Source organism: Flavobacterium branchiicola, from assembly GCF_018383905.1.
Taxonomy (GTDB): Bacteria; Bacteroidota; Bacteroidia; order Flavobacteriales; family Flavobacteriaceae; genus Flavobacterium; species Flavobacterium branchiicola.
Genome location: NZ_JAGYWA010000007.1, coordinates 12963 through 34968 on the forward strand (window position 1 = coordinate 12963; position 22006 = coordinate 34968).

11 protein-coding genes are annotated in these 22006 nt (G+C 36.4%); 8 read left to right on the plus strand and 3 right to left on the minus strand.

What is annotated here, in order from left to right:
• Positions 1-335: 335 nt before the first annotated feature.
• The 3 genes from KHA98_RS17450 to KHA98_RS17460 form a co-directional block, all read right to left on the minus strand.
• Positions 336-1304: a M20/M25/M40 family metallo-hydrolase gene (locus KHA98_RS17450; protein ID WP_213259179.1), complete on the minus strand. Its 969-nt coding sequence runs from the start codon at positions 1302-1304 to the stop codon at positions 336-338.
• 47 nt (positions 1305-1351) lie between these two features.
• Positions 1352-2683, minus strand: coding sequence for an alpha-L-fucosidase (locus KHA98_RS17455; protein ID WP_213259180.1), 1332 nt, complete (start codon positions 2681-2683; stop codon positions 1352-1354).
• 68 nt (positions 2684-2751) lie between these two features.
• Entirely contained in the window at positions 2752-4422 is a 1671-nt protein-coding gene (locus tag KHA98_RS17460) for a GLPGLI family protein (protein ID WP_213259181.1), read from the minus strand.
• A 411-nt stretch (positions 4423-4833) separates the two neighbouring features.
• On the opposite strand from KHA98_RS17460, the gene KHA98_RS17465 reads away from it, so the two are divergent.
• The 8 genes from KHA98_RS17465 (at position 4834) to KHA98_RS17500 (ending at position 21686) form a co-directional block, all read left to right on the plus strand.
• The gene (locus tag KHA98_RS17465) at positions 4834-5574 is read left to right on the plus strand and encodes a GntR family transcriptional regulator (RefSeq protein WP_213259182.1); all 741 of its coding nucleotides are present in this window, start codon (positions 4834-4836) and stop codon (positions 5572-5574) included.
• A gap of 5 nt (positions 5575-5579) precedes the next feature.
• Complete coding sequence (locus KHA98_RS17470) at positions 5580-8243, plus strand: ROK family protein (RefSeq protein ID WP_213259183.1); 2664 nt, start codon at positions 5580-5582, stop codon at positions 8241-8243.
• 81 nt (positions 8244-8324) lie between these two features.
• Entirely contained in the window at positions 8325-9710 is a 1386-nt protein-coding gene (locus tag KHA98_RS17475) for a sugar porter family MFS transporter (RefSeq protein ID WP_213259184.1), read from the plus strand.
• Between the two features lie 17 nt (positions 9711-9727).
• Positions 9728-13051, plus strand: coding sequence for a glycoside hydrolase family 38 N-terminal domain-containing protein (locus KHA98_RS17480; RefSeq protein ID WP_213259185.1), 3324 nt, complete (start codon positions 9728-9730; stop codon positions 13049-13051).
• Positions 13052-13081: 30 nt separating this feature from the next.
• Positions 13082-15463: a GH92 family glycosyl hydrolase gene (locus KHA98_RS17485; protein WP_213259186.1), complete on the plus strand. Its 2382-nt coding sequence runs from the start codon at positions 13082-13084 to the stop codon at positions 15461-15463.
• 87 nt (positions 15464-15550) lie between these two features.
• Positions 15551-16843 (plus strand): glucosidase family protein, encoded by a 1293-nt coding sequence (locus tag KHA98_RS17490; protein ID WP_213259187.1) that lies wholly within the window; start codon positions 15551-15553, stop codon positions 16841-16843.
• A 385-nt stretch (positions 16844-17228) separates the two neighbouring features.
• The gene (locus tag KHA98_RS17495; protein WP_213259188.1) at positions 17229-19412 is read left to right on the plus strand and encodes a glycoside hydrolase family 3 N-terminal domain-containing protein; all 2184 of its coding nucleotides are present in this window, start codon (positions 17229-17231) and stop codon (positions 19410-19412) included.
• Positions 19413-19427: 15 nt separating this feature from the next.
• On the plus strand, positions 19428-21686 hold the full coding sequence (locus KHA98_RS17500; protein ID WP_213259189.1) for a GH92 family glycosyl hydrolase: 2259 nt from the start codon (positions 19428-19430) through the stop codon (positions 21684-21686).
• Positions 21687-22006: the final 320 nt, after the last annotated feature.

Genomic DNA, 22006 nt, shown 5'->3' on the forward strand with positions numbered 1-22006 from the left:
TAGGTGAAATCCATAATTTCACAACGGCTAAATAGTAGACATAAAAAAGCGTCGAATTTGCATTTGATTATTGCAAATTCGACGCTTTTTATTCGGTAGAAATATATTTCCTTAACCCGTTGGGCGTAATTAAAATAGCATAAATTTTGACGCGGATTAGACAGATTCGTTATCACGAAAACGCGGACAAAAACGGATTTGAATAAAGAAATTAAAAAAAATCCGTTTTTATCAGCGTTTTTACGAAGTAAATCCGTTTTATCCGTGTACTATTTTGTTCAAAGGAGCATTTTTAAATGTAATTTCACCCAACGGGTTTCCTTAGCCTTAAAACTTTAATTTTGTTTGATAAAAGTTAACGGCTGATTATAATTGGCGATAGCACTCAAAGCACTATAAATATATTTGCAAACCAGTACAGCGCCTTCACTGTTAATCAAAGCAGTATCATCTTCGGGAGTATGATATTGCGGGTGTCCACCTGTATGTAATCCTATAACTGAAATGTCATTTTTATAAAAAGTAACATGGTCAGACCCGCCAACATCTCCGGCAAACACAACCGGATTAAGTCCGCTGCCTTCGCCTAGTTTTTTCATTAACTCGACACCATGAGGAAAAGTTCCGGCACCGCCCATATACAATTCTTTCTTGTCGTTTAGTCTACCAACCATATCCATATTAATCATCACTTTTACAGCATCTTTATTTACAGGTAAGTGATTGACAAAATACTTCGAACCCAATAATCCTTCTTCCTCTGCACTGAAAGAAATAAAAATAATACTTCTTTTTGGTGCGATTTTTTGATGATGAAATTCCTCTAAAATCGACAATAAAGCCGAAACCCCCGAAGCATTATCATCGGCACCATTATGAATGGCAATAGTATCTTTTTTCTTGCTTCCCGAACCTTTTCCGCCCCATCCCCAATGATCATAATGTGCACCAATCACTATGAATTCATTCTTTAGCTTTTCATCAGAACCTTCCAGATATCCTACCACATTTTGAGTCGATACACTATCGGACTTTATTTTATTGATATCGGGTTTTATGAATATCTTAAAAGGCTGATAATAATTATTGTTGAATTTCTTCAGCCCATATTTTTTGAAATATTTTTTGATGTAAGCTGCAGCCTCATTATTGCCTTTTGTTCCGGCAAGACGACCTTCCAGTTTATCAGAAGCCAAATAAGTATCGTGCTCCAAAAATCGCTTTGCAGAAAAAGAAGATTGTGCTGTAGTTTTTCCAGTTGTAATAAAAGCAACGACAGAGAAAAATAGAATTTTTTTAAACATTTTTATGAATAGTTTTAGAGAATAAAAATCTCTTAGTGTTTTTATATTTATTGTATTTGCATTTCAATTATAGTATCAATTGTATCCAGAGTTATGCCATTTAGATAGATAAAAGTACCTTCCGGTTGTTGTTTAAACTGAAGTTTTTTCTTACCATTCATCAAATAACATTTCTTGATTTTTTGCTTCATCTCAGGAATAAAAATATACTCAGTCTGTTTTGGTGTATTGATAATATGCGCAAACCATGTTTTATTTTTAGCAGTAAATACACCCCAGTCCTGAGGCTTCATTACATTGCCTCTTGTCTCGTAAATACTGTTTCCGTTTTTATCCATCCAGATACCTATTTCTTTCAGCGTTTCAACAAACTCCGGCTGAATAGTTCCATCCGCCATTGGGCCAACATTCAAGAGGAAATTAGCATTCAGACTTGCAGCGTTGATCATATAATGCAATAAATCTTTAGTCGATTTGTATTTTCTGTCATTGATGTTGAAACCCCAGGAATTGTTCATCGTTTCACAAGTTTCCAAAGGCAACTGAGAAACAGACTGCCCGCCAAAACCAGTAGTATTTCCTCCTGGTAAATCTTTTTCAAAAGCCTGAAAATCCTCTCCCTGAATTGGTGTTAAATGATGATTGTTTGAAATCATACAATCCGGTTGAAGCGAATGAATCAGAGCATAGATCTCATCATAGTGCCAATTTACTTTTGAAGTTAAAGTTTTATCACTGTCATTATTAAGCTGATCCCAATGTCCGTCAAACCAAATTCCTCCAATTTCTCCGTAATTAGTTAATATTTCAGTCAATTGTCCTTTCATAAAATGAATGTAGCTGTCCCAGTCGCTTTTTTGAGTTCTTCCGGTTCCTTTTCCTGTTTTTCCTGTTTCATATTGATAATCCGTTCGGGTCCAGTCCAGAAGAGAGTAATAGCAAAACAATTTAATGCCTTGTTTGTGGCATTCGTCGGCCAGCTCTTTTAATAAATCTCTTTTAAAATGCGTATTGGTAATTTTCCAATCGGATAATTTGGTATCAAAATTACTAAAGCCATCATGGTGGCGTGTAGTAAAAGTAATGTATTTCATTCCGGCAGATTTAGCGATTCCTACCCATTTTTTGGCATCAAAATCCTGCGGATTAAATACATTAATCAGCCTTCCATAATCAGTTACTTTTATGTTTTGGTTTGTCATAATCCATTCGCCATTACCCAAAACGCTGTAAGGGCCAAAGTGAATAAACATACCAAATTTATCGTCTTGAAATTCTTTTCTGTTCTTGATATTTCCTTCAGATGGCTTGTAGGTTTGTGCTAGTGTTCCCATCCAGCTGATGCAGGAGAACAGTAAGCAAAGTGTTATTTTTTTCATGGTTATTTTGGTTTTATAGTTATGAAAGATTTCAAAACTGCAGGTAGTTAATATGTATTAAAATGAGCTTACTTTTCACCAATTAAAAATCCTGAAACATTCCATGCACTGCTGCTGGTTCCTTCCGGTTTTCCGAGTGGGATTAAAACACGAATAGTATGTTTTCCGGGAGTAAGAACTCCAAGGTCAATCAGATTCGGATTGGTTGTTGTTCCCGGACACCAGTTAGAACGGCTTAAATCAGAAGAAGATAATCCATTGCCAAAATTTCCCGAAGCAGGATTGCTTAATCGGTAAGAACCACAATCGGTACGCCATGGAGTAAAGCCAAAAACTTCCTTTTCATCAATAAGAATAGTGTTCTTTTTTTGCAAAAATTCATCACCGTTTTCCCAGCCTCCATGACCTGTGGTTGTGTAGCTTAATTTGAAATTTTTATATCCTTCAGGTACTTCAAAAGACATTTCAAGTCCTTTTTCATTGTCAAACATAGTAGCATATTCCTGCCCCGCCATTTCCATCACATTAAGTGTATTGAACAATGGTAAAATAAAATCACCTTTTGTATTGTTGTCTTCCCCGTTATGAATACTAATGTTTAAACTCGCTTTGTGTCCGCCTGCATCGTAGTTTCCAATAAACATTCCGATGTAAACCTCCTGATTGCTCAGTTTAGGCTGCAACAAAGAAATATCCTGACGATAGAAAACACTGTCCTGCCATACCTTATCTTTTAATTGCAGATAATTGAAATGCTTTACCCCAAAAGGAGTAAAAAAGCGCATTAATTCCAATAAAGGAGTATAATCATCCGTTGCAGTAACACCCTGATATTTTTTGCCATTTCCGTTATCATAAGCAGGCAAAGTGTTGATTCCGTTTTTTAAACCGTCAAGAAACGAGCTTTTTTTATCAGTCGGAATCATAAAAACAGATCCCGTTCTGTCGTAGGCGTCACCATTCGATTGTTGGGTAACATCAGCAAAAATGGCACTTCCTTTTTTAATTTCCGGAAATTTTACTTTTCGCACAATAATGGTTCCGCTTGCAAATCGTAAAATACTGTCGTTTGATTTTGCATCCGGTACAAAATGAATCTGTTCTTTATTAAAAACCGGAATATTGATAAAACGGCTTTTCCACAACAAATCTTTATAAGTTAATTGATCTACAGATTGTGAAGCCGGAATTTTCAGAACAGCAGGAACCGTTTTTAAAATCTCGATTTTAGAAGCGGTTACAACAGAATTTCCGTTACGAATAGTTTCCAGAACCAAACCCAAATCTTGTCCCAGAACACCCGGTCCGCCTTTTAGCCCTAATTCGTTTGTGTACCAAATTTCAATTTTATTAGAGTTTACCGATGTGGTCGCTTTTTTGCACGTGTAGTTCAGTATTTTTTTAGTTTCAGAACTCAACTCAAATTTCTGTTTTCCCAATGCCTCACTATCGTTGCTAAGAATTGATTTGGTTTTCAGCTGTGCCCATTGCGAAATGGTTTTGGTAGTAAAATCAACAAAAGTCTGTTCATACGGGAACTCCGCTTTTTGCTGCAGGATTTTGTCAGTTGTAGTCAGACTTATATCTTTTGAAGCATATAAAAGCAGCGGATCCGGATTTTCAACACGTTTTCCGTTATAACTTCTGTCATAAGAGATTTTGATGGCTTTTGGAGTCTTCTGGCCAAAAGATAATGTAACAATACAAAAGGCAAGAAAAGCAAATGAAATTTTGTTCATGTGAGAGTTGGTTTTTGGTTTTATGCTAAAGAAATAAAATCATAATAATAGGGCTTGAGTAGTTTCTAAATCGATTTAATGAAAAATAATCGAAAAATGAATGAAGGCATTAAATGATGTTTTCATGATATAATCTAAAATTATAGGATTGGGAATTATTCCGGAATGTCTGTACGACTTTTGTAAAAAGCTAAGATAGAGATTTTTCGACTCAAATAGGAACATACGAATATTTTTTACTAAAAAAAGTCGATTTTTTTAATTCGTTTGCTGAAAATCAATGATTTTGCTATAACGATTTAGTACTAAATAATTTTTAGTAAAACTGTTTAGTAATCAGTGTCTTATATTTTTTAGAAAATAATTTTGTCGGTACAGAAAAAAAACTACATTTGTCATATGTATGAACATATGAACAAAATACCGTTACTGGATCACGACAGCAAAATCCCTTTACATAAACAAGTAGAGGATTTATTACGTGAACTAATCAAGCATCCCGATTTTAAAGACGGGGAATTATTTCCTAAAGAAGTTGATTTGGCTAAACGCTGGGGTATTTCCCGCAACACGCTTCGTCAGGCCATTGCTGTTTTGGTAAACGAAAAATTACTGGTACGAAAAAAAGGTTCCGGTACAAGGGTTTCTCAAAATCGTATTACGACCAATCTGAACAATTGGATGAGTTTTACGCATGAGATGGAAGACATGGGACTGGAGTTTAAAAACCTTTACCTCAATGTAGAAATGGTTCAGGCGAATGCTAAAATTGCCAAACATTTACAAATTAACGAAGGAGACGAAGTATTGCTTTTACAACGTACCAGAAGTATAGATGATAGCCCGATGGTATATTTTGAATCCTATTTTCATCCCAGAATCGGACTTTCTGCCGATGAAAATTTCGAAGCGCCATTATATGAGATTCTAGGAAATAAATACAATGTAGTTCCGGTCTATTCGCAGGAAGAACTTAAGGCAATTGCAGCCAGTAAGCGCATTGCCGGTAATTTAAAAATTGAAAAAAATCAACCCGTTTTAGAAAGAAAAAGGGTAGTGCTGGATACCGCAAGAAGACCCATTGAATATAATATTTGTTATTACAGAAACGACTGGTTTACTTATACCATCGAGATAAAACGTACGATTTAAGCGCAATGAAAATAGGAATTGATGTAGGCGGAAGTCATGTTACCATAAGCGTTTTAGTAAACAACACCCTTAACAATCAACCTAGGCAGTTGATTAGAAAAGAGATCAATTCAAATGAAAATGCAGCTGCTATTATTGCTTCAATAGGAAATGGTATTAAAGAAATAGTAGCAGAAGAAAAGCAAATTGAGGTTGTCGGAATCGCTTTTCCCGGACCGTTTAATTATGAAAAAGGTGTGAGCGAAGTTCTGGGAGTTGGAGGGAAATTTGAAAGCACTTTTGGAATTCATTTGCAGCAGGCACTCCAAAATTTCACCAATCAGAAAACGGTTCCTTTTGTTTTTTCCAATGATGCAGATTGTTTTGCAGAAGGAGCTTATTTCCGTCACGAATTAAAGAGTAAAAGAATTGTTTTTCTCACTTTGGGAACCGGATTTGGTTCGGCTTTTATGGTTGATGGCCAGATAATGAAACAGCACGAAGACATTCCTTCAACAGGAGTTTTTTACAATCAGCCCTTTCTGGGAACACTTGCAGATGAATGCTTTTCAGTCCGATGGTTTTTGGCAGAATACAAACGTCTTTCGGGAGAAAATATTAAGTCGGTCAAAGAAATAGCAATGTTAAATACAGCAATTTCCGAAGCAGTGTTTTTCAATTTTGGAGATAATATGGGAAATTTTCTTTTTCCCTGGCTGGAGAAATTCCAATGCGAAGAATTGGTCATTGGCGGCAATATTGCTAAAGCTAAAGCCTTGTTTATGCCGGCTTTGGAAGACAGATTAAAAGAATTAAAAATAAAAGTAAATATCATTTTCTGTGATGATGCTGAGCGAAGTATTCTTAGAGGAGCTACAATTATCGCAGACAAGAAAAGTAAAATACAAATGGAAAAAACAATGCATGCTAAAAGAAAAACCACTCAGCCATTATTACCTGTAAAAGCCATTGTAAAAGAGAATGAGCAATACAATGTTTTCCCTTCTTTTTCAGTCAATTCTCAGGTTTTGACCGGATTTGATACACTGGCAAATCAGATTGCAGCACAAAAAATAGTTGTTATTGATGGATTTGGTGGCGTTCTTTGGGAAAATTTCAGAAGCAAACTTAATACATTTTTAGTTGAAAAAAATATAAATGCTCTATGGTATGATATCGACTCCTGTTTGAAATCTTCAGAAGAAATTGATTCCATTATCAAACCTAACCTAAACGGAGATGATCCGGTTTTTGGGAAAAAATATTTAGGCGTACTTTCCGATTTTTTCGATCCTGAAAAATTAAAAATGCTTCACCCAGATACCACAGCAGATCTTTGCATTGTGTACGGAACTGGAGCTTCTTTGGCTAATTGGAACGGACAGCTGATTTATGTTGATGTACCGAAGAATGAAATTCAATACCGAATGCGAGCGGGTTCAGCCAAAAATTTGGGTTGTACTTCTATTTTACCTTATTCGCAGATTTACAAAAGATTGTATTTTATCGAATGGCCTGTTTTTAATCTGCATAAGGAAGATTTGCTGCCTAAAATGGATTTGATTATAGATGAACAGCGAATCGACGAAATTACCTGGATGCACGGAAATGATTTCAGAGCTGCACTAGATTTAATGCTCGAAAGTCCGTTACGCGCCCGCCCTTGGTTTGAAGCCGGAGTTTGGGGCGGTCACTGGATGAAAAATCATATTGAAGATTTAAATCAGGAAGAAGTAAATTATGCATGGTCTTTTGAATTAATAAGTCCTGAAAACGGAATTGTCTTTGAAGGAAACAATCATTTATTGGAAGTTTCTTTTGATTTTCTGTTATTTCATGACAATAAAAAAGTATTAGGAAAAGCTGCAGAACGTTTCGGGAATTATTTTCCAATTCGCTTTGATTATCTGGACACTTTCGACGGAGGTAATCTTTCGGTACAATGCCATCCGCGTCCGGAATATATTAAGGAGAATTTTGGAGAACCTTTTACGCAAGATGAAACCTATTATATACTCGATTGCGAAGAAGACGCCGAAGTATATTTAGGTTTTCAGGAAGACATTGATCCTGATGAATTTAAAAATGCACTAATCGAATCTCAGGAAAAAGCAGAAGAAATAGATATTGTAAAATATGTACAAAAGTTCACGGCGCAAAAGCACGATTTATTTCTGATTCCAAATGGAACTATTCATGCTTCCGGAAAGAATAATATGGTATTAGAAATTAGTAGTACACCTTATATTTTCACTTTTAAAATGTACGATTGGGTTCGTCCGGGATTAGACGGAAAACCACGTCCCATCAATATCGAACACGGATTCAAGAATGTTTATTTTGACCGTAAAGGGGAACGAATTACCAATGAATTCATTTCAAAACCAAAAGCGATTAAAGAATTTCCGAATGGTCGAAAAATGAGTTTACCCACACACGAAGAGCATTTTTATGCTGTTGACCGTTACGAATTTACCGGAGAAATTGAGATTGAAACCTTAGGCCAATGTCACATTTGTATGTTGGTAGAAGGTGAAATTGCAGAAGTAAGCGCAGGCCAGCACAACCAAAAATTCAAATATGCCGAAACTTTTGTCATACCGGCCAATGTTACTAAATACAAAATTAAACACCTAAGCGACAAAAAAGCATTTGTTGTGGTTTCTTATGTAAAAGACAGCTGGTGTTAATTTCCTGCATTAACTAATAACCAATAACTAAGATTTTATGCGATTGCCAAAAGCAATTGTCATGGAAAAACTACATTTATTATGGAAAAAAAAAGAACTAATTATTTTATCGCTCTTATTACGCTCATTGCTGCATTAGGAGGTTTTTTATTTGGTTTTGATATGGCTGTGGTAAGCGGTATTATCGAACCCTTGAAATTACAATACCAATTATCATCTGCTCAGGAAGGATTATTTGTTTCCTGCGCATTGTTAGGTTGTATTATCGGAGTAGCTTTTTCAGGCTATTTAAGTGATAAAATAGGAAGAAAAAAAGTATTGTTTGTTTCTGCAATTTTATTCTTAATAAGTGCAATCGGATTTGCATTTTCAGAAGCCTATCCCGTATTGATTTTGTTTCGTGTCCTTGCAGGAATGGGGGTTGGCGTAGCTTCAAATGTATCTCCGCTTTACATTTCAGAAGTAGCGCCTTCACACAAACGCGGACAGTTGGTGGTTTTTTATCAACTGGCCATAACTGTTGGAGTTCTGGCAGCATATATCAGTAATTTTTTCCTTCAAAAACAGGCTTCTTCGTATTTAGGATCTGGCAACGGTTTATTCTATTGGATGTTTGTAGAAAATGTTTGGCGCGGAATGTTTATCGTTGGAGTTATTCCCGCCGCTGCATTTTGTTTACTGCTATTGATCGTTCCTGAAAGTCCGCGTTGGCTAATACAATACAACAAAAATGAAGAAGCTCTGGAAATATTAACCAAAATAAATGGAGAACAAACGGCACAAACAGAACTGAATTCAATCATAGAAATGACGAGCCAAAAAGCGGGAGGTATAAAAGAATTACTGCGTTTGCCTTTACGTAAATTATTGGTATTGGCGATGGTACTTACGGCTTTGTCTCAGTTTAGCGGTATTAATGGTGTTATATTTTACGGTCCTACTATTTTAAAATCGGCTGGAATTGTAACGAGCGATGCCTTATTTTATCAAATTATTTTAGGATCGGCCAACGTGCTTTTCACCTTTATCGCAATTTCAAAAGTAGACAGTTGGGGGCGCAGACCATTGTACATCACAGGCTCATTATGTGCTGCTTTTGCGCTGGCATTGACAGGATTTTGCTTCCTTATGAATATTACAGGATGGTTTATGTTAGCAAGCATTATTTTGTTTCTTTTATTCTTTGCCTTTTCCTTGGGACCATTAAAGTTTGTGATTTCTACAGAAATTTTCCCCACTCATATTAGAGGAACAGCTTTATCTATTTGTATAATGACCATGTGGGTTTCAGACTGGGTAGTAAATTTATTATTTCCTGTTATGAGAGACGGTTTAGGCATTGCTACTACTTTTTTTATCTTCTCTTTCTTCTGTATACTTTCTTTTGGTTATGCAAAAAAGAAATTATTTGAAACAAAAGGAAAAAGCCTTGAAGAAATTGAAAAATCCTGGAACCAGGAATTATGAACTTAAATAAAATTATTTTGAAAGTAAAAATAGTATTCGCCCTGCTGCTGGCTTTTTCAGTACAATCTCTTTTTGCACAAAAAGAAGTTCCGTTTTTTGGAAAAATCAATTGGATTAATGGTTTTGCCAAAGAAATTAGCGGAGAAAATATTACGTATAGTTCTGCTTTTCAGGATTATGCTACAGTAGCGCTTTTAACCAGAACTACAGATGGAAATAAAACTATCGAATGGGAAACAGCACCGGTTCCGGCAAATAGCAAAGATAAATACGTTTATTTCAGTTGGGTGGCAGGACATTCTTCTGGAACAAGCAGCGGAGAGCGTAACTTTGATTTATATGTAAATGACGAAAAGACTCTAACGTTTACCACTTTTCCAAAAAATCAAAAAACAAACTGGATTTTTAAAGCAAAGGACGAATCGGCATTAGTATTTGAGCAAATCAAACTCGATGGCGCAAATGACGCGCAGGGCTATGCATTTCTTCGTCTTCCGGTAAGTAAAATAAAGCCCGGACTGACAGCACGAATTAAAATTGTAGGTCAAAATCAGCGTAGTAATGATTGGTTCATGACTTTTAAATTTGGTTTTGAAGAAAATGTAAAAGTAACTCCCATGCCTTTTCTTCTAAAAAATGGCACGCAACCTCTGGCACTGACAGTTTTACATTTTGGTAAAGATCAAGCTGTAAAGGTAAAAATCAATGAAAAAGAAAGTTATACCTACACAGCCAAAGACGGAATAAATAGTTTTGACATTCCTGTGAAGGCAGTAACTAATGAGGAAAAAATAAAAGTGGAGGCTTGGGTTGGCAACAAAAAATTTATCAGCGACTATTTTGTTGTAAAACCTGTTGTGTACAGAGAAATGCACTTATTGCATCATTCCCATACCGATATCGGATATTCTCATTTGCAGCCCGAAATTGTAAAAATTCACAACAAAAATATTGATGATGCACTGGAAATGATTGAAAAAACAAAATCATATCCCGAAGAAGCAAAATTCAAATGGAATATAGAATCAGTATGGGCAGTTGAAAATTATCTGAAAGAAGCTTCTGCCACTCAAAAAGCGAAGTTTATTGCGGCGGTAAAAAATGGAGATATTCTACTTTCTGCCTTGTATGTCAACATGCTGACAGGTTTAAGTCAGGCCGAAGAAATGTTTCATTACACCGATTATGCCGCTCAGTTGCGCAAGGAATTTGGCTTTACTATCAACAGCGCCATGATTTCAGATGTGCCGGGCTTTGCATGGTCAACCGTAACAGCTTTGTCAAAAGGCGGTGTGAAATATTTCTCTATAGGTTCTAATTTTATGGGAATAGACCATCCGTACAGAGGAGACCGAGCGGGACATTTTCTAAAAAATTGGGGAGATAAACCGGTTTGGTGGACTTCGCCATCGGGTGAAGAAAAAGTATTGTTTTGGGCAGGAGCCAAAGGATATTCCTCCTGGCACGGCATGCAGCCCGGAAATATTTATGAACGCGGAGCCCGTAAAATTGCGGATTATTTAAACGAGCTAACGGCAAACAATTATCCATACGACATGGTACAGTGGCGTTTTAATATCGTAGCAGATAATGGACCAATTGAACCTAATATTTCTGATTTTGTAAAGAACTGGAATGAAAAATATGCCTCTCCAAAACTAATTCTCAACACGGCAGATAAAATGTTTGAGGCTTTTGAGAGAAAATACGGAGCAGTAATTCCAACTGTAAAAGGAGATCTTACACCTTATTGGGAAGACGGTGCTCTTTCTACAGCAGAGGAAGAAGGAAAAAACAGAGTCAATAGTTTGCGTTTACAGCAATTAGCGACACTTTATACCATGTTGAATCCTAAAAAGTATAATCAGCAAAATTTTTACGAAGCCTGGAGAAATATCATAATGTTTCATGAGCATACCTGGGGAGCACATAACAGTATCAGCGATCCCGATGCTTCATTTGTAACAGAACAATGGCGTATTAAAAAACAATTCATGCTGGATGCCGATGCGCAGATCAATACACTTGAGAAAAATTTACTTGAAACATACAGTAGTAATGAATCTAAGAAAATTGCAGTTTTTAATACCTCATCCTGGGCAAGGACCGGACTGGTTACTTTACAAACATCTATAAACGGAAAATCGGTAAAAGATGTTAAGGGAAACATTTATCCCTTGCAAAAATTAAGTAACGGAACAACTGCTTTTATTGCAACCGAAGTGCCTGCTTTGGGAAGCGCTGTTTATGAAATTACAGACAAAGAAGCATTGATTAAAAATCCATTTGTGATAACAACTAATTCTTTATCTAACGGGAAAATTGAATTTATCTGGGATAGAAATAACGGAAGCATTACAAGTTTAAAAAGCACATCAGATTTTAATTATGCCGGAAATTTTAAAAATCAGGGATTAAATAGTTATTGGTATGTACCGGGTCTGAATCCTGAAGAAGTTCAAACCAATGGAAATGTAGAAGTAAAGGTTCTGGAAACAGGATCTGTAATGACTCAAATAGCGCTAACATCTGAGGCGCCGGGAGCAAACAAACTTCAGCGAATTGTTTCGCTTTATGGTGGGAGTGAGGAATTGCTGATAGAGAATATTTTAGATAAAAAAGCCATTCGAACCAAAGAAGGGGTTCATTTTGGGTATCCATTTAATTCACAATTAAAAACCACTACACTGGATGCCGGTTATGGCAGCATTACATTTTTAAAGGATCAATTGCCCGGATCCAATATGGATTATTTATACGGAAAAAGATGGGTAGATGTATCAGATGGAGATAAAGGAATTCAGTGGATGTTTCTTGAGGCTCCGTTGGTAGAACCAAATAGTATTATTGATGAAAGAAAAGAAGTAGTACCTAATTATAAAGAGTGGAAAAAAACAGAACAACCAACTTCGATATGGTTTTCTTATGTAATGAATAATTACTGGCACACCAATTACAAAGCAGATCAGGAAGGCATTGTACGTTTTAAATATGCGCTTCGTCCGCATTTAGAGATTAATAATGTAGCTATAGAAAAAGAAGCGCAGAAATTTACTCAGCCTTTGATTGCAATGCCTGTAATGAATAATGTGAAATTACCGTCTGGTCTTTTTGAACTAACCAATTCAAAAATTATAGTAACCAGTCTGTCACCAAACGAAGATGGATCGATACTAATGCGCCTGTTTAATCCTGAGAAAACAGAGCAAACGACAAAATGGATATGGAAATCGTTACAACCAAAATCAATTACAGCGCGTAGCACAGGAATTGAAAACACCAATACAGCCGAAATTAAAATGGCAGGAAGCGGAGTCTCAGAATATATATTGAAATTCTAAAAAGTAAAAAACACAATTAGAAAGAGTAATATGAAAACATTTTCAAAAATAATAACACTAGCGGCAACGAGCCTTTTGCTCTTTTCCTGCTCAAAGGAAAAAGACAATTTTAACCCGGCTTCGTGGGTTGATCCGCAAATTGGTTCTGTGCACGGACGCTGGTTTTTTTACACGCCGGCTTCATTACCATTCGGAATGGCAAAATTGGCCCCGCATACTAATGCTTACGGAAGTGGCGGAAGCTGGGCGCCTTGCGGATATGATGATCGTCATAACTCTATTGAAGGTTTCGGTCATTTTCATGAATTTCAGATAGGAGGATTGGTTGCTATGCCAATAATCGGAAAATTGCAGACCACTCCGGGAACTTTAGAAAAACCGGAAACCGGATACAGATCAACTTTTGATAAAAAAGATGAACATGCCGAACCTGGTTATTATTCGGTTTACTTAAAAGAATATGGAATTAAAGCCGAACTAACAGCTACAGAAAGAGTAGGTTTTCATCGCTATACTTTTCCTGAATCTGCAGCATCCCGTATTATTTTTGATATAGGACATCGTCAGGGAGAAAGCAGCGGAGTTACTGAGGCGACAATGAAACTTTCAGGAAAAAACACTTTAGAAGGAACAATCGAAACCTTTCCGGAATATTTAAAATTCTGTGATCCTGAAAAACGTGTAAAAATGTATTTTGTGATTCAGTTAAGTAAAACGCCAACTTCTTACGGTTCATTCGTAGAAGACAAAACGTTCGATGGGCAAAAAACAACTACAGGAACCGGAAACGGGATGTACGTAAATTTCGCTACCAAAAAAGGAGAAGTAGTCGAAATGCAGGCTGGACTTTCTTATACCAGTATCGAAAATGCCAAACTGAATTTAAAAACAGAAGCAACCGGACAGACTTTTGATGCCGTTAAAGAAACAGCGCACGAAAAATGGAACGAAAAATTAGGCCGTATCAAAGTAGAAACCAAAGACAGCATCAACAAAGTGAAATTCTACACCGGACTTTATCATGCGCTTTTGGGTCGCGGTTTAGCGAGTGATGCCAACGGAAGTTATCCAAGACATGATGGTAAAGTTGGGCATATCCCATTAAATGAAAATGGAAAACCAAAATACAATCATTATAACACAGACGGAATTTGGGGGGGATTTTGGAATCTTGGACAATTGTGGGCATTGGCTTATCCGGATTATTTAAGTGAATATATTCAGTCGAATCTTGATTTTGCAAAAGAAACAGGCTGGTTACACGACGGAGTGGCTGCCGGAGCACATTCTAATGGTGTACAAACCAATTGTTTTGGTTTAATGATTGCTGCAACTTACAACAGCGGTATTCGTGATTTTAATGTGCAGGAAGCCTATAATATTGCCTATAAAAATGAAACGGGTTATAATAATCGCCCTTTTGGTTCCGGAAAATACGACTTGGCTTATTTTGTAAAAGAAGGTTATATTCCGTCAAAAGATACTACACTTGCCAACGGATGGGTATTCAATTTCGGGGCATCACATACTCTTGAATTTGCGTATACCTCTTATGGAGTATCTCAGTTTGCGAAAGCTTTAGGCAAAAAAGAAGATTATAAAAAACTTAGTAAACAGGCAGAAAACTGGAAAAATATATTTGATACGGAAACCAAATTTATACGTCCGCGCTATCAGGACGGAAAGTTTATTGAAAACTTTAACCCAATGCAGGCCTGGAGAGGATTTCAGGAAGCAAACGCTTATCAATATACCTGGTATGTACCTCAGGATCCGGCAGGATTAATCAAAACATTAGGTTTGGATTTGTTCAATAAACGTTTGGAAACCACCTTTAATGAAAGTCAGAAATCAACTTTTGGCGGTGGAAACGGAATTGATAGTTTTTCGGGACTGGAAATGTTGTATAACCACGGAAATCAGCCTTGTCTGCACCATTCTTTTCTGTTTAATTATTCTGGGAAACCGTGGTTAACACAAAAATGGTCCCGCATGATTTGTGATGAATTCTATGGAGCCGAGCCACTTCACGGTTATGGATTTGGTCAGGATGAAGATCAGGGACAATTAGGAGCCTGGTTTGTCATGGCGTCTATAGGTCTTTTTGATGTTCAGGGGCATGCAGCAATGAATCCGACATTTCAATTTGGAAGTCCGCTATTTGATAAAGTAACTATTAAACTGGATAAAAAATATTATAAAGGCGATGAGCTTGTAATTGAAACAAAAAACAATTCAAAGAAAAACAAGTACATCCAATCGGCTTCTTTCAATGGAAAAAAAGAAGAAAATGCCTGGATAAACAGAAAAAAACTTACCGATGGAGGCACCTTAATTTTTGAAATGGGACCAAAACCGAATACGAACTGGGGCGTAAAAACACCACCGCCATCAATGAGTACCAGTAAATAATAAAGAGCTTTTAATGTACTCAATAATCTAAAAAACTAGTAATAAAAACGACCACTATTGTACTATCAATAGTTCAAATTAAAACAAATGAAAAAAATATTTTCCTCAGTAGCAGCAGTCGCTTTTGCCTTGACGCTTACTGCACAACAAAAGCAGGTAATTGATAAAAAATTGGCGGATAAAATCAAAAATGATTCTTACATGCCTTTTGTAAAAAGTAAAGCTTTAGAAGTAATGAAAACCGGAGTAAATGCCGGTGATGGTTACCGTGAAGTCTGGATTCGCGATTATAACACTTTTATAGAACTGGCGGCGCAAGTCAGTAAAAAAGAAGATATAAAAGAAAACCTGTTAGTGTTTTTCAGAATGCAGGGAGAAGATGGAAATATAATTGACGGCTATACGCCAAAAGAGCAGATTGGAGCAGGAGAAACCGATTTTTCTTATTCTAAATTAGAACCAAGATATGCGGCACATAAAAATACTGTCGAAACCGATCAGGAAACCTCATTGGTACAAGCCGTTTATAAATACATTCAGTTAACAGGCGACAAATCTATCCTGACAGAAAAAGTGGGAGATAAAATCGTAGCCAAAAGACTGGAATGGGCAATGGAATTTTTAATGAAAAACCGCTATTCTCAGAAATACGGTTTAATTACCGGAGCAACCACTGCCGATTGGGGAGATGTACAGCCCGAGGAAGGTTACGGAGTCGATTTAGACGGTCACACGCATATGGCCATCGATATCTACGACAATGCGATGTTTATTGTAGCATTAAATAATATGATGGAAATGCTTCCTGCAACAAAAAACAAATGGGAAAAAGTCAGAAAAGATGTGGCAAAGAATACAAGAACTTACCTGTGGGATGCCAAAAAGCAAAAATATATTCCGCACTTATACCTCAACGGATCACCGTTTCCTGCTGATTTCGATGAAAATAATATCTTTTATTTCGGAGGCACAACTGTAGCGATGGAAGCCGGATTGCTAAGCAAAGAAGAAGTAAAAGCATCGTTGGACGAAATGGTAAAAAGAGTAAAAGAAGCCGGAGCACCTTCTATTGGTTTAACGCTTTACCCGCCATATCCAAACGGATATTTCGTAAACAAAATAATGAATCCGGTTTACAGCTACCAAAATGGCGGCGACTGGACCTGGTTTGGAGCAAGAACCATTCAGCAATTAATTAAGTACGGATATGTAGAAGAAGCCTACAGAGAAGTACAACCTATGTTGAAACGTGTAAAAGACAATAACGGATTCTATGAATGGTACTCAATAAAAAATGAACCAAGAGGATCAGGAACTTTCAGAGGTGAAGCGGGTGTTTTATACACTGCAATTATAATGTTTGAAAATCTGAATAGATAAGAAATATAAAAAAAGCTATATTGATTTCCTCCAGTTTTAATAGAGGAAAAAATAAAATTATTATCGAGGCTTTAGCTAAAAACACTTGTTTTGGCTAAAGCCTTTTATAATTAAGTCAATAAATACCTCCAATTGCAACTAAAGGCAATTGCAACTTAAATTTAGATAAAATCGGAGTATTATTTAATCAAAAAGATATTCTATCTTTAAAATTCTGAAATAGTATAAATAAAATGAACTTCAGGAACATTGATTCTTTTGAAATAAAGGAAGTTATTGTTTTTGAAAATACTTACTATTACATAATTTTATCTCCATTTGCTTTGGTTGGTAAAACGATTTAGCAAAGAGAAAAAGACGATTATCTAATTTAAAAACCACAATAATGAATTGTTTAAGAAATTACCGATTTGCTTTGTTTTTTTGTTTCTGTATTGGACTCAATTATGCGCAGCAAAAAAACGCAGCCTACAAAAATCAGGATTTACCCATTGATAAAAGAGTAGCCGATTTACTGAAACAATTAACAACCGAAGAAAAAATTTCATTATTAGGTTTTGAAAGCAAAGAAGTAAAACGATTAGAGATTCCGCAATACAACTGGTGGAATGAATCACTTCATGGAGTAGCCAGAGCCGGAAAAGCAACCGTTTTTCCTCAGGCTTTAGGAATGGCAGCTTCTTTTAATGATAATTTACTGAATGAAGTCGCCAATGCAATTTCGACAGAAGCCAGAGCCAAAAATAATATGGCAGTGGCAAAAGACCGTCGTTTACAATACATGGGACTAAATTTCTGGTCGCCAAATATCAATATTTTCAGAGATCCGCGTTGGGGAAGAGGTCAGGAAACCTACGGAGAAGATCCTTTTCTTACCGGAAAAATGGGAACCGCTTATGTAAAAGGCCTTCAGGGAACCGATCCTAAATACATGAAAACGGCAGCTTGTGCCAAACATTTTGCCGTACATAGCGGGCCTGAAAAAACAAGACATTCTATAGATGTAATTGTAGATGAGAAAGATTTAAGAGAAACCTATTTATATGCTTTCAAAAAATTGGTTGATGCCAAAGTAGAAACGGTAATGTGTGCTTACAATCGTGTAAATTCGGAACCTTGTTGTACAGGAAAAAGCCTTTTGCAGGATATTTTGCGTACAGAATGGAAATTTGGAGGACACGTAGTAACAGATTGCTGGGCATTGCAGGACATCTACGAAGGACATAAAACCCTGCCAAATAGCGTAACTGTTGCAGCAGCAGCCATTAAAGCCGGAGTAAATATGGATTGCAGCGGATTATTACAAAAAGACGCTATTAATGCATTAAACCAGAAACTGATTACCGTAAAAGACATCGACAATTCACTGGCTCCAACTTTACGCACACAGTTTAAACTAGGTTTTTACGATAAGCCCGAAGATAACCCTTTCAGGAAATATGGTATCGATAGTATAGCCAATCCATATCACAGAAATCTAAGTCTGAAAATGGCAGAGCAAAGTATGGTTTTGCTAAAAAATGCCACATTTGGTGAGAACAAAAAAAAGGTACTTCCGTTAAATAAAGAAGATTATAAATCCATCATGATCGTAGGTCCAAATGCAGCGTCATTGGATGCATTGTTGGGAAATTATCACGGAATCAGCGATAAAGCCGTAAATTTTGTTGAAGGAATTGCGGGAGCAGTTGATCCTGATACCCGTGTAGAATATGATATGGGTTGTGATTTTACCAATATAACTGATTTTGGCGGAACCTGGGCTGCTTCTATGGCAAACGTAACAATCGCCGTTATAGGTTTTACTCCAGTTTACGAAGGCGAGGAAGGAGATGCTTTTTTAGCGGATGGAAAAGGAGATAGAAAAAATATGGATCTTCCTGCTTCACACATTGCTTACATCAAAGCACTTAGAAAAGGAACCAAAACACCTCTTATAGCCGTAGTTACTGGTGGTAGTGCTGTCGATATTTCGGCAATTGAGCCCTATGTAGACGCTATTGTTTTTGCCTGGTATCCTGGAGAGCAGGGCGGAACAGCTTTGGCAAATCTTCTTTTTGGAAAAGTAGCTCCATCAGGCCATTTACCGGTTAGTTTTTACAAATCTTTTAGCGATTTACCGGATTATAACAGCTATGCGATGAAAGGCAGAACGTACCGTTATTTTGATAAAGAAGTACAATATCCGTTTGGTTTTGGATTAAGTTATACCACTTTTGGATACAACTGGATTCAAAAACCGGAAAATGCAAAACCGACTTCCGATAAAATTTCGATGCAAATCAAAATTGAAAATACAGGAGATTTTAATGCCGATGAAGTAGCACAAGCTTACATCGAATATCCAAATGGAGAAAGAATGCCATTGAAAGAATTAAAAGCATTCAAAAGAGTTTCAGTAGCAAAAGGAAATTCGCAGAATGTTACTTTAGAAATTCCATTAGAAGAACTTCAAAAATGGGATGACAGCAAAAAGCAATTCAAAATTTACGAAGGAAAATACAAAGTGCAAATAGGCTCAAATTCCAGAGATACGCAATTGGAAGCCAGTTTTGATATTACAAAATAGAAACAAAATCAAAAAATGAATAAAAATTTTAAAGCAGCATTATTTACAATTTTAGGGCTTTGCTCTTTTCAATTGTACAGCCAGACAGCAAAGCAAAATCTAACACAATACGTAGATCCTTATATCGGGACAGGATTTCACGGTCACGTTTTTATGGGAGCCAATGTGCCTTTTGGAGCCGTTCAGTTAGGACCCGTAAACATTTCACAAGGATGGGACTGGTGTTCCGGATATCATTATTCTGATCCAACAATTATCGGATTTTCGCATACGCATTTAAGCGGAACCGGAATTGGTGATCTTGGTGATGTGCTTTTTATGCCGGCTGTGGGTAAAATCAACCTTAAAAAAGGAACAGCAAAAGATATGGCAAATGGCTATATCTCAGACTTCGATCATAAAGATGAAGTAGCAAAACCAGGTTATTATTCTGTTATTCTGAAAAAGAATAAAATCAAGGCAGAAATGACAGCTTCACAAAGAGTAGGTTTTCAAAAATATACTTTTCCTGCATCAGAGCACTCTCATATTGTTTTAGATTTAGTAGAAGGAATTGGCTGGGATAAAGCTGTAGATACTTATATCCGTGTGAAAAATGATACCTTAATCGAAGGATATCGTTTTTCTAAAGGATGGGCTGCTGATCAAAGAATATACTTTGCAGCTATTTTATCTAAACCCGCAAAAAAAATCCAGTTGTACAACAGTACAAAAGAGATGATTAATAAAGTTGTTTTAGGCGACAGTGCCAAAGCTGTGATTCAGTTTGCTACTGCAAAAGATGAAGTGATTAAAATTAAAGTCGGAATCTCAGCAGTAAGTGCAGAAAATGCTTTAATGAATATTAAAAATGAAATTGCAGGCTGGAATTTCGAAAAAATAACAGCTCAGGCAGATGAAAAATGGAATAATGAACTAAATAAAATCACAGTAAAATCAAATGATGCAGCCAAATTAAGAACTTTTTACACTGCTTTGTATCACACTATGATTGCGCCTTCGACCTATAACGACAGCAATGGTGATTATTACGGTTCAGACAAACAAGTTCATAAATCGGCAGGATTTACAAATCTGACAACTTTCTCGTTATGGGATACGTATAGAGGTGCAAACCCTTTGCTTACGTTGACTCAACCAGAAAAAGTTTCGGATATGGTTAACTCGATGTTGGCAATTTATCAGGAAACTGGACATCTTCCGGTTTGGCATTTAATGGGAAATGAAACGTATTGTATGCCTGGAAACAGTGGTATCCAAATTGTAGCCGATGCTTACTTAAAAGGAATCAAAGGAATTGACGGAGAACTGGCTTTTGAAGCTGTAAAAGCAACAGCCATGCAGGACGACCGCGGGGTAAATTTTGTAAAAACGCTAGGATATATTCCCGGAGATAGTATGAGGGAATCAGTATCGTATGGAATGGAATATGCCATTTCTGACGGAGCAATTGCAATGATGGCGAAAAAAATGGGTAAAACAGAAGATTACAATTATTTCTATAATCGTTCAAAAGTCTACAAAAAATATTATGATCCTTCCGTCACTTTTGTGCGCGCAAAATTAAGCGATACAGAATGGAGAACCCCTTTTGATCCGTTTAAGTCCATACATGAAAAAGGTGATTTTTCTGAAGGAAATGCATGGCAATACACCTGGTTAGTACCTCAGGATGTTGAAGGGCTTATTGCAATGTTGGGCGGTGAAAAAACATTTACAAAAAAACTGGACACTTTATTTACCATTTCGGGTGATATGGGAGCAGAAGCTTCAAACGATATTACAGGTTTAATTGGGCAGTACGCACACGGAAATGAGCCAAGCCATCACATTACTTATTTATATAATTTTGTGGGTCAGCCCTGGAAAACAGCAGAAAAAGTACGTTACATAGTTGATAATTTATACAGCGACAAACCAGACGGATTATGCGGAAATGAAGACGTAGGGCAAATGTCGGCATGGTATATTTGGAATGCTATGGGAATGTATTCTGTAAATCCTTATAACGGTGTTTATTGTATTGGAAGTCCTTCAATGGATGAGTCGGTTCTAAATCTGGCTGATGGAAAAACTTTTAAAGTAAAAGCCTTAAACAACAACTCAAAAAATATCTACATTCAAAAAGCAACCTTAAACGGTAAAGACTATTCTAAAAGTTATATCCTTCATTCAGATGTCATGAATGGAGGCGAATTGGTTTTCACTATGGGAAATAAACCTTCCAAAACATGGGGAGTTTCTCCTAAAGACAGACCTTATTCTGCAAAATAAAACAAATATATATTGAATTCAAAAGCGCCATTGCAGTATTGTAATGGCGCTTTTGTTTTTTAGTGCAACAGAAATCAGATATTAAATAATGTCATTCCCGATAGCTATCGGATAAATAATTAAAATGATTAAAAAGAATCTGCCATATCTGCTGAATCTGCGAGAAAAGAGATAAAAGGAATTTAAAATAAATCCTTTTAATTAGTGGCAAAATAAAATTATAAGTGAAAATTATTTCATTGTATTTTTCATAATTGACAATTAATAATTAAACAATGGTAATATTGAATTAATAAATATACCGCAGACATTGTATTTTT